Raw genomic sequence first — 12,693 nt, 5'->3', positions numbered from 1 at the left:
CGAATTCTCGTACTTGGACAGCGCGTCGGCTGAGCTGGGACCTACCGGAACGCGATCCGGAATCCCCAGCGACCCTCACCGGCGCGCTCCCCTCGCTTGCCTCACGGCACGAGGGGTTTTTTGTTGCACGAGTGACCCTCGTACGACACCCGAACTCCGCCCGAACCTCGCAAAAAACCTCAGCATCGAGAAGAGAAGCCGATGACCGAGCAGGCCACCGGGGCCCATCATCCGCAGCCCCGGCCCCGATCCGGCGGACAGCACTCCGCCCCCGTCGAGCACGTCACGGGCGCGCAGTCCCTCATCCGCTCCCTTGAGGAGGTCGGGGCGGACACGGTATTCGGAATTCCCGGCGGCGCGATCCTGCCGGCGTACGACCCGCTGATGGACTCCACCCGCGTGCGCCATGTGCTCGTCCGGCACGAGCAGGGCGCCGGGCACGCGGCCGAGGGGTACGCCCAGGCCACCGGCAAGGTCGGCGTCTGCATGGCGACGAGCGGACCGGGCGCCACCAACCTGGTCACCCCGATCGCCGACGCCCACATGGACTCGGTGCCGATGGTCGCGATCACCGGCCAGGTGGCGTCGAAGGCGATCGGCACCGACGCCTTCCAGGAGGCGGACATCGTCGGTATCACCATGCCGATCACCAAGCACAACTTCCTGGTGACCAAGGCCGAGGACATCCCGCGGATCATCGCGCAGGCCTTCCACATCGCCTCCACCGGCCGCCCCGGCCCGGTCCTGGTCGACATCGCCAAGGACGCCCTCCAGGCGAAGACCACCTTCTCCTGGCCGCCGGTCATGGACCTGCCCGGCTACCGCCCGGTCACCAAGCCGCACGCCAAGCAGATCCGCGAGGCCGCCAAGCTGATCACCGCCGCCAAGCGGCCCGTGCTCTACGTCGGCGGCGGCGTCCTGAAGGCCAGGGCCACCGCCGAGCTGAAGGTCCTCGCCGAACTCACCGGAGCGCCCGTCACCACCACCCTGATGGCGCTCGGCGCGTTCCCCGACAGCCACCCGCTGCACGTGGGAATGCCGGGCATGCACGGTGCGGTCACCGCCGTCACCGCGCTCCAGAAGGCCGACCTGATCGTCGCCCTCGGCGCCCGCTTCGACGACCGCGTCACCGGCAAGCTGGACAGCTTCGCCCCGTACGCCAAGATCGTGCACGCCGACATCGACCCGGCCGAGATCGGCAAGAACCGCGAGGCCGACGTGCCGATCGTGGGCGACGCCCGCGAGGTCATCGCCGACCTGGTGCAGGCCGTGCAGAAGGAGCACAGCGAGGGCAACCGGGGCGACTACAGCGCCTGGTGGAACGACCTCAACCGGTGGCGCGAGACCTACCCGCTCGGCTACGACCGCCCCGAGGACGGCTCGCTGTCCCCGCAGGCCGTCATCGAGCGCATCGGACAGCTCGCCCCCGAGGGCACCATCTTCGCGGCCGGCGTCGGCCAGCACCAGATGTGGTCCGCGCACTTCATCCAGTACGAGCAGCCCGCCACCTGGCTGAACTCCGGCGGCGCCGGAACCATGGGCTACTCGGTCCCGGCCGCCATGGGCGCCAAGGCGGGCAGGCCCGAGCGGACGGTCTGGGCGATCGACGGCGACGGCTGCTTCCAGATGACCAACCAGGAACTGACCACCTGCGCCCTGAACAACATCCCGATCAAGGTCGCCGTCATCAACAACGGCGCGCTCGGCATGGTCCGCCAGTGGCAGACTCTGTTCTACAACCAGCGCTACTCCAACACCGTCCTGCACAGCGGTCCCGACGACATCGACCCCGACGCGCGGGGCACGCGGGTGCCGGACTTCGTGAAGCTGGCCGAGGCGATGGGCTGCGTGGGGCTGCGCTGCGAGCGCCCCGAGGACCTGGACAAGGTCATCGAGGAGGCCAATTCCATCAACGACCGTCCGGTGGTCGTGGACTTCATCGTCCACCAGGACGCCATGGTGTGGCCGATGGTCGCCGCCGGCACCTCGAACGACGAGATCATGGCCGCGCGGGACGTCCGCCCCGACTTCGGCGACAGCGAAGACGACTGAGCGAGAGAGACGTAAAAAGACCATGTCCAAGCACACGCTCTCCGTCCTGGTGGAGAACAAGCCGGGCATCCTGGCCCGGATCGCCGCCCTGTTCTCCCGCCGCGGCTTCAACATCGACTCGCTCGCGGTGGGCGTCACCGAACACCCCGACATCTCCCGGATCACCATCGTGGTCGGTGTCGAGGAACTGCCGCTGGAGCAGGTGACCAAGCAGCTCAACAAGCTCGTCGAGGTGCTGAAGATCGTCGAGTTGGAACCCACTCAGGCGGTCCAGCGCGAACTCGTCCTGGTGAAGGTCCGCGCGGACAACGAGACCCGCTCCCAGATCGTGGAGATCGTCCAGCTGTTCCGCGCCAAGACCGTGGACGTCTCCCCGGAGGCCGTGACCATCGAGGCCACCGGGTCGGGCGAGAAGCTGTCCGCCATGCTCAAGATGCTGGAGCCGTTCGGCATCAAGGAGCTGGTCCAGTCCGGCACCATCGCCATCGGCCGCGGCGCCCGTTCGATCACGGACCGCTCGCTGCGTGCCCTGGACCGCTCCGCGTAACACCCGGCACGCGGGCGTACGGGCGGCCGGTCCGCACCGCTCGCCCGTATGCCGAGACCCCCGAACCACCTCACCGCCCACCGGCATACGGTGGGACGCACCACCTGCACACATAGGGAGAGACCCAAAGTGGCCGAGCTGTTCTACGACGCCGACGCCGACCTGTCCATCATCCAGAACCGCAAGGTCGCGGTCATCGGCTACGGCAGCCAGGGCCACGCGCACGCCCTGTCGCTGCGCGACTCCGGTGTCGATGTCCGGGTCGGTCTGCACGAGGGCTCGAAGTCCAAGGTCAAGGCCGAGGAACAGGGCCTGCGCGTGGTCACCCCGGCGGAGGCCGCGGCCGAGGCCGACGTCATCATGATCCTGGTCCCGGACCCGATCCAGGCCCAGGTGTACGAGGAGTCCATCGCCGCCAACCTGAAGGACGGCGACGCGCTGTTCTTCGGCCATGGCTTCAACATCCGTTTCGGCTTCATCAAGCCCCCGGCCGGCGTGGACGTCTGCATGGTCGCCCCGAAGGGGCCGGGCCACCTGGTGCGCCGCCAGTACGAGGAAGGCCGCGGCGTGCCCTGCATCGCCGCCGTGGAGCAGGACGCCTCCGGCAACGCCTTCGCGCTGGCCCTGTCGTACGCGAAGGGCATCGGCGGCACCCGCGCCGGCGTCATCAAGACGACCTTCACCGAGGAGACCGAGACCGACCTCTTCGGCGAGCAGGCCGTGCTGTGCGGCGGCACCGCCGCCCTGGTCAAGGCGGGCTTCGAGACCCTGACCGAGGCCGGTTACCAGCCGGAGATCGCCTACTTCGAGTGCCTGCACGAGCTGAAGCTGATCGTGGACCTCATGTACGAGGGCGGCCTGGAGAAGATGCGCTGGTCCATCTCCGAGACCGCCGAGTGGGGCGACTACGTCACCGGCCCGCGCATCATCACCGACGCCACCAAGGCGGAGATGAAGAAGGTCCTCGCCGAGATCCAGGACGGCACCTTCGCCAAGAACTGGATGGACGAATACCACGGCGGCCTGAAGAAGTACAACGAGTACAAGAAGCAGGACTCCGAGCACCTGCTGGAGACCACGGGCAAGCAGCTGCGCCAGCTGATGAGCTGGGTGAACGAGGAGGCGTAAGCCTCGCGTCAGGGGGCCGGGGCATGCTGCTCCGGCCCCCATTCGCCACGATCTCCGGCGGCACTCCATAGTGGAGTTCCCCGTCCGGGTGATCCTTCCGCAGCGGCGCAAAACAAAGACCGCGGCGCCACTAGACTGCTGCACAACATACGCGTCAGGCCCACAGCGTCGTGCGTCTTCCACGCGGCTAGCACCCCTCCGCCAGCGGCCGTCGGGACGGCCGTCCGCATTGGACTTGTGAGGACCCACGTGAGCTCGAAACCCGTCGTACTCATCGCCGAGGAGCTTTCGCCCGCGACCGTCGACGCCCTCGGCCCCGACTTCGAGATCCGGCACTGCAACGGAGCCGACCGGGCGGAGCTGCTGCCCGCCATCGCCGACGTCGACGCGATCCTGATCCGCTCCGCCACCAAGGTCGACGCCGAGGCCGTCGCCGCGGCCAGGAAGCTCAAGGTCGTCGCCCGCGCGGGCGTCGGCCTGGACAACGTGGACGTGTCCGCAGCCACCAAGGCCGGCGTGATGGTCGTCAACGCCCCGACCTCCAACATCGTCACCGCGGCCGAGCTGGCCTGCGGTCTGCTGCTGTCCACCGCCCGCAACATCCCGCAGGCCAACGCGGCGCTGAAGAACGGCGAGTGGAAGCGCAGCAAGTACACGGGCGTCGAGCTGGCCGAGAAGACCCTCGGCGTCGTCGGCCTCGGCCGCATCGGCGCCCTGGTCGCGCAGCGCATGTCCGCCTTCGGCATGAAGGTCGTCGCCTACGACCCGTACGTGCAGCCGGCGCGCGCCGCCCAGATGGGCGTGAAGGTCCTTTCCCTGGACGAGCTCCTTGAGGTCTCCGACTTCATCACCGTCCACCTGCCGAAGACCCCCGAGACCCTCGGCCTCATCGGCGACGAGGCGCTGCGCAAGGTCAAGCCGAGCGTGCGCATCGTCAACGCCGCCCGCGGCGGCATCGTGGACGAGGCGGCGCTGTACGCGGCGCTGAAGGAGGGCCGCGTCGCCGGCGCCGGCCTCGATGTGTACGCCAAGGAGCCGTGCACCGACTCCCCGCTGTTCGAGCTGGACCAGGTCGTGTGCACCCCCCACCTCGGCGCCTCCACGGACGAGGCCCAGGAGAAGGCGGGCATCGCGGTCGCCCGGTCGGTGCGGCTCGCCCTCGCCGGCGAGCTGGTCCCGGACGCGGTCAATGTGCAGGGCGGTGTCATCGCCGAGGACGTCAAGCCGGGCCTGCCGCTCGCCGAGCGCCTCGGCCGCATCTTCACCGCGCTGGCCGGCGAGGTGGCCGTGCGGCTGGACGTCGAGGTCTACGGCGAGATCACCCAGCACGACGTGAAGGTGCTCGAACTCTCCGCGCTCAAGGGCGTGTTCGAGGACGTCGTCGCCGAGACGGTGTCGTACGTGAACGCGCCGCTGTTCGCCCAGGAGCGCGGCGTCGAGGTGCGCCTCACCACCAGCTCCGAGGCGAGCGAGCACCGCAATGTGGTGACGGTCCGCGGCACGCTGGGCACCGGCGAGGAGGTCTCGGTCTCCGGCACCCTGGCCGGCCCCAAGCACATCCAGAAGATCGTCTCGGTCGGGGAGTACGACGTCGACCTCGCCCTCGCCGACCACATGCTGGTGCTGCGCTACGAGGACCGCCCCGGTGTCGTCGGCACCGTCGGCCGGATCCTCGGCGAGGCCGGTCTGAACATCGCCGGCATGCAGGTCGCCCGCGCCGCGGTGGGCGGCGAGGCGCTGGCCGTCCTCACGGTGGACGACACGGTGACGCCGAACGTCCTGGCCGAGGTCGCCGCCGAGATCGGCGCGGCCTCCGCCCGCTCGGTGAACCTGGTCTGACGCGTTCCCGCCCACCCGCCCACCTGACTCGGCGGGTGGGCGGGCCGGTGGGAAACCCCTGGGGGGCCGAGGAACACCTCGGCCCCCCAGGGGTCTCCCCGGCTTTCCCGTCAGGGCCTGCCCTCGGCCTTCCGCAGGGTCACCGCCGCTCCCACCGCCGCCAGCACCAGTACCACCGCCCCCGCCAGCGCGGCATCCCGCATCCCGCTGGTGAACGCGTTCCGGGCGGCGGCGAGCAGCGACTGCCCGGCCGCGCGCGGCAGTCGACCCACCGTGGCGAGCGCGCCGCCCAGGGTTTCGCGGGATCCCGCCGGGGCCGTGCCCGGCATCTCATGGCGGTAGACCGCCGCACCGATCGACCCCAGGACGGCCATCCCGAGCGCCCCGCCGAACTCCGAGCTGGTCTCCAGCAGCGAGGAGGCGGCGCCGGCCCGCTCCACCGGGGCGCCGCTCATCGCCAGGTCGCTCAGCTGGGACATGATCGCGACGACACCGCAGGCGAGGACGCCCGCCCCGGCGAGCACCAGCCACAGCGAGTCGGTGCCGGCGAGGGCGAGCAGCGCGTATCCGCCCGCCATGGCCGCGAAACCGCCCGCGACGACGGACCCCCGGTTCACGCCCCGCTGGACCAGCCACGCGGTGAGGGGCCCGGCGAGGCCGATGAACACCGAGGGCAGCAGGCTCCACAGCGCCGCCGCGAGCGGGCTCTTGCCCAGCACCGACTGGAGGTACTGCGTGGTGAAGACGGCCGAGCCCATCATGCCGAGCGCGGAGAGGAGGTTGAGCACCAGCGCCGGGGCGAAGCCGGGGCCCTTCAGCAGGGCGGGCGGGATCAGCGGGTCGGTGTGGGTGCGCTGGCGGTGCACGAACAGCGCCGCGAACAGCAGGCCGACGGTGATCGAGACGACGTACAGCGGGTGCCAGCCCTCGGAGGGGATCTCCTTCAGGCCGTAGATCACGGGGAGTACGGCGGCCAGGGACAGGGGCACGCTCACCCAGTCGAAGGGGCCGGGGGCAGGGTCGCGGGACTCGGGCAGCAGTACGGGTCCGAGCACCAGCAGCAGGGCCATGGCGGGGAGGTTGACGAGGAAGACGGACCCCCACCAGAAGTGTTCGACCAGGATGCCGCTCATCACCGAGCCGAGGGCGATGCCGCCGGTCATCACGCCGGACCACAGCCCGATCGCCTTCGTCCGCTCGGCCGGGTCGGTGAACATCGTGCGCAGCAGGGCCATGGTCGAGGGCATCAGCGTGGCGCCGCCGACGCCGAGGAGGGCGCGGGCGGCGATGAGGGTCCCGGCGCTGTCCGCGTAGGCGGCGAGGAGCGAGGCCCCGCCGAACGCGGCGGCGCCCATGAGCAGGAGCTTGCGGCGGCCGATCCGGTCCCCGAGCGACCCCATGGTCATCAGTAACCCGGCGAGCACGAAGCCGTAGCTGTCGAAGATCCACAGCTGCTGGGTGCCGGTGGGGTGCAGGTCGGCGCTGATCGCCGGGGTGGCGAAGTACAGCACCGAGACGTCCATCGAGACCAGGAGCAGCGGGAGCATCAGCACGTAGAGGGCGGTCCATTCACGCTTCACGACAGGGAAACGTACGGGCGTCTTAAACGATTGTCTAGAACGCTTGTATAAGCCATGCGTCTAGGACACGTGTATGGACAGCGCGGTAGGCTGCCGGCATGGGACACCGCGAGGATCTGCTCGACGGCGCGCAGCGCTGTCTGCTGGAGAAGGGCTTCGCGCGGACGACCGCGCGCGACATCGTGAAGGCGTCGGGGACCAACCTGGCCTCCATCGGCTACCACTACGGCTCCAAGGACGCGCTGCTGGCGCAGGCCTACATCGCGCTGGTGGAGGGGATGTCCTTCGGAGGTGAGGCCGGGTTCGGCGGCGCTCCCGGTTCGCTGGAGCGGTTCCGTCAGGTGTGGTCGGGCGTCGTCGACAGCCTGCGCGAACCGGGCTCGATCTGGCGGCTCAGCGTGGAGATCCTCGCGATGGGCGACCAACTCCCCGAGGTTCGCGACCAGTTGTCCCGCGCCCAGCGCGAGGGCGGCCGGGGCCTGGTCTCGGCGCTGATGGGGGTGCCGGAGGAGGACGTCTCCGACGAGACCGCCGACACCGTCGGCCGCTTCTACCTGACCCTGATGACGGGCCTGATCTCCCAATGGACCTTCGACCCGACGACCGCACCGGACGGGGACGCACTGACGGAGGGTCTGCGACGGATCATCGAGGCGGCTGCGGCTGGCTGACGCGTCAAAGTCCCTGTGGTCGTAGGTCGTACGGGTTCTGCGGCCGAGGTCTGACCGGCGGCTCCTCGGGTGCGTCCGGAGGGGTACGTCTTTCCGTCCTGCGGGCGGACGTGGCGGGGATCGCCGCGTGGCAACGTCCCTGGGTGTCGGAGCATGTTCGCCGCTCAAGGAGTCGGACTCATGACCACCAGCGCGCCCTTACCCGTTTCCCTGCGTCTCGCGACCGCCTCGCCCGTCCCCGCCTGGGCCCGCCGGACGGCACAGGCCGTCGTCTGGGCGTCGCTGCCCTCGGCGCTGTGGCGCCTCGCCGTGGTGCTCGGCGTCCCGCTGGGGCTCGCCGCGTCCGAGTACGACGACATGCTCATCCCCGGCTGGGGCTATCTCGTCCTCCCGCTGCTCTGCGCGTTCCAAGAGGGGCTCGCCTGGCTGGCGTTGGGACTCGTCCGGCCCTGTGAAGGCCTGCTACATCCCGCTGGCGGCGTGGGGACCCCTGCTCGGCGTGGTCACCCTCCACTACTACCGCCGCCGCACGCGGGGTTGAGACGGGCCCGGACCGTCTTGCCGAGGTCCGCGCGGAGGAACCAGTCCAGTTACTCCGCGAGCGCGGCGACGACCCGCAGCCCCCGACCGCCCTCACCTCCGGGGCCCTGCCGGCCGGGCGTGGGGAACGTCTCCACCGGGTCGGATACCTCCACGATCAGTGCGCGACTCTCCAACTCCTGAAGTCGCAATCACAGTTGGTGACCGGGCACCTTCGCGTGCACCGCCGCGTTGGCCACCAGTTCCGAGGCGACCAGTACGGCGTCCTCGATGTCCCCCGCCCGGTTCCAGCTGGTGAGGCGCCGGCGGACCTGGATGCGGGCGACGGGGACGCTGCGGGTGGTCATGGGATAGCTCATGGCCCAGTCGTGGGTGAGGAGGGTGGGGTACATGGGGGGCTCCGTTTCCGTTGTGCCTGGCCAACACAGTGGCGGGCCACCCCGTTCGACTTCAATCGAAACTCGGCTGATTAATCAGTGCCTTGAGAAATGGACTATGCCCAATTCTGCGCATTCGGCTGCGGGCGCTGCACAGGTGCTGTAGCACTCTGCACATGGCACCAAAACGTGGACGCACGGCCCAACGACTTGAACTTGGCTTGTAACTCCGCCAGTTACGGGAGAACTGTGGACGAGGTGACCGGGGCGGCGGCTTCACCCGGAAGCAGGCCGTCGTCGGGCTCCGTATCTCGGAGGCGTCGTTGCAGCGGATCGAGTCCGGCGCCCTCAACTTCCGCAACGTCGGTGACTTGCGGAAACTACTCGACAAGTACGGCGTCACGGATGAGGACGTCATCGAGTCGCTGATCAACCTCAACTAGGACTCCAACCAGCAGGAATGGCTCACGCAGTACCGGGGGCTGATGCCTGTGGGGATGCCGGGGTTCGTGGGGCTGGAGCCAGAGGCGCGGTCGATGAAGGCGTACCACCCGACCCTGGTGTACGGCTTGCTTCAGACCGAGCGCTCCGCGTTGGCCCTGCACGAGGTTCAGAAGCCGATCGAGGAATACACCTCGGAGTTCATCAGCAGCAGCGTCGAGTTGCGAATGAAGCGTCAGGAGGTGCTCACGCAGGAGAATCCCGTAAGGCTCCAGGTCATCCTGGGTGAGGCAGCACTGCGATACCCGGTCGGTGGCCCGGACGTCATGCGCGAGCAGTTCGCCCGGATCGAGGAACTGTCGACGTGGGACCACGTCAGCATCCAGGTGTTGCCCTTCCGCCCCAGTTACCGTTCCAGCGAAGACTTCGCCATCCTGGACTTCGGGAGCGATCTGCCGCCGCGTGTGCAGACTGACAGCGCTTGGGGAGCTGTGTCGACATCGGACAAGCCGCGTGAAGTCAATCGGTTCGCGCGGCGGTTCGAGGCCATGACAGCATCGGCACTGCCTCCGGAGGACACTCCCGCATTCATGCAACAACTAGAACGAGAGCTGTAGGCCATGCATCCACGCTTCACTGCACCTGAACTCGCCCCCGAGAAGGCTTGGTTCAAGTCCTCGTACAGCAGCCCCGGTCAGAACTGCGTCGAAGTGGCCCCGCTCGACCCCCACATCGGCGTCCGCGACTCCAAGGGCCCCCACGGTCCCGTCCTCCTCCTCGCCTCCCGCGCCTGGGCGGAGTTCGTCGGGTACGTCGGCGAGTCCGTGTAGGGGCTACAACCGCGCCCGCTTCAGCGCCATGTGCAGCAGCAGCCGGTCCTCGCCGTCGTCCAGGTCCAGGCCGGTCAGCTGTTCCACGCGGTTGAGGCGGTAGTAGAGGGTCTGGCGGTGGATGCCCAGCTCGGACGCCGTGCGGCCCGCCTGGCCCGCGCAGTCGAGGTAGACCTCGGCGGTGCGGGCCAGCTCGCGGTGGGCGGGGGAGAGGAGCGGGCCGGCGGCCGGGTCCTGCGCGGACTCCGGGGGGAGCGCGGTCAGGAGGCGGTACGGCCCGATGCCCCGCCACTGCGCGATCGGCCCGAGGCGCCGCTCGGCCAGCGCCGCCTGCGCCGCGGCGCGCGCCTCCTGCCAGACCGTGCCCAGCTCGGCCAGTCCGAGGCGCGGCTCCCCGATCCCGGCGGCCGCCCCGCCGAACCCGGCCGCCGTCCCGCGGCCCCCGGCGAAGCCGGCCGCCCCGAGGGCCCCTGCCGCCACCGCCGCGGCCACCACCGCCCCGGCACCCCGAGCCACGGCCGCCCCCTTACCCGACGCCCCCGCAGCACCCGCCCCCGAAGCCCCCGGCCGCGAAGTCCCCGAAGCGCCGCTCGGTGTCCCCGAAGTGCCGCTCGAAGCGCCCGGAACTCCAGAAGCTCCCCGCGCCGCACCCCCCGCCCGCGCCCCGCGCACCCCCGTGCCCGGCTCGGCTTCCGGGCCGCTCCGTGTCGTAGGCCCGGATTCGCTCCGTACCCCCAGCGCCCCCCACATCCCCTCCGCCTCCTCCAGGACCCGGCCCGCCGCCGCCAGCGCCGGTGCCCCCACCGACGTGGAGCGCAGGCGCACCAGAACCGCGAGGCTCTGGGCCGCCGTGCCCCAGGGGATCGTGCACAGCGCGGCCGCGTGCGGGATGGAACGGGCGGACGGGGCGTCGTCGGGGTCGGGGGAGGGCCAGGGGGCGACGCACACCAGGGTGTGCGGACCGTCGGCGCGGGGGCCCAGCGCCGTGCGCAGGTCGGCCACCGCCATGTCCCGCTGCCAGCCGCCCTCCGCCGTGAGGACCGCCCGCAGTTCCCGGCTCAGGCCCGCCCCGGCCTCCGCCTCGTCCGCGAGCAGCGCGCCGATCCGGCCGGCCACCCGCATCGCGGCGGTCAGCTGGGCGTCCGTCGGGCCGGGGTCGCCGTCCAGCAGCCAGACGTAGCCGAGGACGACACCGCGGTGGCGCACGGGCAGGCAGATCCGGCCGCGGTAGACGCCGGCCTCCGGGCTCGGCGGGATGCGGACCGGGCCGGTCGCGCGGGTGATGCCGAAGCCCTCGAACCAGGTGCGCACGCCCGCCGTGGAGCGCCGGGTCAGGATCGAGCGGGTGCGCACCGGGTCCAGCGCCGAGGCGTCCAGCTCCTCGTCGCTGTCGTACGCGCCGAAGGCGAGCAGCTCGAAGTCGCGGTTCTCCAGAGTCGCGGGCACGCCCAGCAGCTCCGAGATCTCGTCGACCAGTTCCTGGTAATCACCCTTGTAAACCGACGCCACACGGGCATTCTCCCCCATTTTCCGGCCACCTTCATACAGATGTCTGAGATCGCGGGCACGGATGCGTGACAGCTGTCGATGGCCGACGATCAGAGGGATCCGTAGGTTTCACGGTGGTTCTCCGTGCCGTACCCGAATCGTCGGGTGATGGCCTCTTCTGGTGCTTGTCTGTGGAGGTGCCCCGTGCTGGGTCCCGTGATTCTCGCCGCGTCGCGCAGCGACCGGATGCGTCGCCTGATCTCGGCGGCCCCGGTGACCAAGCAGGTCGTCGACCGCTTCATTCCGGGGGAGACGGTGTCCGACATCGTCCCGATCATCGAGGACCTGACGGCCAGGGGCCTCCAGCTGACGATGGACGTCGTCGGCGAGGACATCACCACCCCCGAGCAGGCCACCCAGGCCCGCGACGCCTACCTCGCGCTGATCGACCACCTCAAGGACCTCGAACTCGGCGAGAAGGTCGAGATGTCGGTCAAGCTGTCGATGTTCGGGCAGTCCCTCCCGTCGCCCACCACCACCCTCAACCGAGGGCCCTCCGGGCCCGCCTCTACATTCCCGGGCGGCCACGAGCTGGCGCTCGCCAACGTCCGCCCCGTCGTGGAGGCCGCCGCCGCCATCGGTACGACCGTCACCCTGGACGCCGAGGACCACACCACCCTCGACTCGATGTTCGCCATCCACGAGGAGCTGCGGAAGGACCACCCGCAGACGGGCTGCGTCATCCAGGCGTACCTCTTCCGCACCGAGGCCGACGCCAAGCGGCTCGCCGAGGCCGGCAGCCGGGTCCGCCTGGTCAAGGGCGCCTACAAGGAGCCCGCCGAGGTCGCCTACCAGCAGAAGCACGAGATCGACAAGGCATACGTGCGCATCCTGCGGATCCTGATGGAGGGCGAGGGCTACCCGATGATCGGGTCCCACGACCCGCGCCTGATATCCATCGCGCAGGAGCTCGCCCACAAGGCCGGTCGTAAGCTCGACGAGTACGAGTTCCAGATGCTGTACGGCATCCGCAGCGACGAGCACCTGCGGCTGGCCGCCGAGGGCCACCGCATGCGCGTCTACACGGCGTACGGCACCGACTGGTACGGCTACTTCATGCGCCGTCTGGCGGAGAAGCCGGCGAACCTGCGCTTCTTCCTCCGCAGCATGGTCAGCAAGGGCTGAGCCCACCACCCGCTC

At 70.1% G+C, this 12,693-nt stretch carries 12 protein-coding genes and 1 pseudogene; 9 read left to right on the top strand and 4 right to left on the bottom strand.

All coding sequences use genetic code 11. The features are described from left to right. The first annotated feature begins 201 nt into the window (after window positions 1-201). The 4 genes from AC069R_RS12450 to serA all read left to right on the top strand — a co-directional run bounded on the left by AC069R_RS12450 (window position 202) and on the right by serA (window position 5,566). Window positions 202-2,052 carry an acetolactate synthase large subunit gene (locus tag AC069R_RS12450; RefSeq protein ID WP_478766801.1) on the top strand — a complete coding sequence of 617 codons (1,851 nt, stop codon included), beginning with the start codon at window positions 202-204 and terminating at the stop codon, window positions 2,050-2,052. A gap of 22 nt (window positions 2,053-2,074) precedes the next feature. Beyond that, a complete protein-coding gene (gene ilvN / locus AC069R_RS12445) occupies window positions 2,075-2,599 on the top strand; it encodes an acetolactate synthase small subunit (RefSeq protein WP_397983877.1) in 525 nt (174 codons plus the stop codon). A gap of 129 nt (window positions 2,600-2,728) precedes the next feature. Continuing rightward, window positions 2,729-3,727 carry a ketol-acid reductoisomerase gene (gene ilvC, locus AC069R_RS12440; protein ID WP_478766800.1) on the top strand — a complete coding sequence of 333 codons (999 nt, stop codon included), beginning with the start codon at window positions 2,729-2,731 and terminating at the stop codon, window positions 3,725-3,727. 249 nt (window positions 3,728-3,976) lie between these two features. Beyond that, window positions 3,977-5,566, top strand: a complete 1,590-nt coding sequence (serA, locus tag AC069R_RS12435) for a phosphoglycerate dehydrogenase (protein WP_478766799.1) — start codon at window positions 3,977-3,979, stop codon at window positions 5,564-5,566. 110 nt (window positions 5,567-5,676) lie between these two features. On the opposite strand, the gene AC069R_RS12430 is transcribed toward serA, so the two are convergent. Next, window positions 5,677-7,113 (bottom strand): MFS transporter, encoded by a 1,437-nt coding sequence (locus AC069R_RS12430; protein ID WP_478766876.1) that lies wholly within the window; start codon window positions 7,111-7,113, stop codon window positions 5,677-5,679. A 131-nt stretch (window positions 7,114-7,244) separates the two neighbouring features. On the opposite strand from AC069R_RS12430, the gene AC069R_RS12425 reads away from it, so the two are divergent. Beyond that, window positions 7,245-7,817 (top strand): TetR/AcrR family transcriptional regulator, encoded by a 573-nt coding sequence (locus AC069R_RS12425; protein ID WP_478766798.1) that lies wholly within the window; start codon window positions 7,245-7,247, stop codon window positions 7,815-7,817. Between the two features lie 590 nt (window positions 7,818-8,407). Here the strand turns inward: AC069R_RS12425 and AC069R_RS12420 are convergent. Further along, entirely contained in the window at window positions 8,408-8,533 is a 126-nt protein-coding gene (locus AC069R_RS12420) for a hypothetical protein (RefSeq protein ID WP_478766797.1), read from the bottom strand. A 15-nt stretch (window positions 8,534-8,548) separates the two neighbouring features. Then, entirely contained in the window at window positions 8,549-8,749 is a 201-nt protein-coding gene (locus tag AC069R_RS12415; RefSeq protein WP_478766795.1) for a hypothetical protein, read from the bottom strand. Between the two features lie 224 nt (window positions 8,750-8,973). Between AC069R_RS12415 and AC069R_RS12410 the strand changes: the two are divergent. The 3 genes and pseudogenes from AC069R_RS12410 to AC069R_RS12400 form a co-directional block, all read left to right on the top strand. Continuing rightward, window positions 8,974-9,177 (top strand): annotated as a pseudogene (locus tag AC069R_RS12410) (helix-turn-helix domain-containing protein); the annotation flags it as partial. A gap of 42 nt (window positions 9,178-9,219) precedes the next feature. Continuing rightward, window positions 9,220-9,792 (top strand): DUF5753 domain-containing protein, encoded by a 573-nt coding sequence (locus AC069R_RS12405; RefSeq protein WP_478766793.1) that lies wholly within the window; start codon window positions 9,220-9,222, stop codon window positions 9,790-9,792. A 3-nt stretch (window positions 9,793-9,795) separates the two neighbouring features. Further along, window positions 9,796-10,005, top strand: a complete 210-nt coding sequence (locus AC069R_RS12400; RefSeq protein ID WP_478766791.1) for a DUF397 domain-containing protein — start codon at window positions 9,796-9,798, stop codon at window positions 10,003-10,005. 3 nt (window positions 10,006-10,008) lie between these two features. Here AC069R_RS12400 and AC069R_RS12395 read toward each other — a convergent pair whose 3' ends face one another. Continuing rightward, entirely contained in the window at window positions 10,009-11,532 is a 1,524-nt protein-coding gene (locus AC069R_RS12395) for a PucR family transcriptional regulator (protein ID WP_478766789.1), read from the bottom strand. 165 nt (window positions 11,533-11,697) lie between these two features. On the opposite strand from AC069R_RS12395, the gene AC069R_RS12390 reads away from it, so the two are divergent. After that, entirely contained in the window at window positions 11,698-12,678 is a 981-nt protein-coding gene (locus AC069R_RS12390) for a proline dehydrogenase family protein (protein WP_478766787.1), read from the top strand. Window positions 12,679-12,693 lie beyond the last annotated feature (15 nt).

Source organism: Streptomyces sp. NPDC043952 (assembly GCF_056435325.1).
The sequence above is the reverse complement of the archived record's forward strand: the minus strand, read 5'-3'. Positions and strand labels throughout refer to the sequence as shown.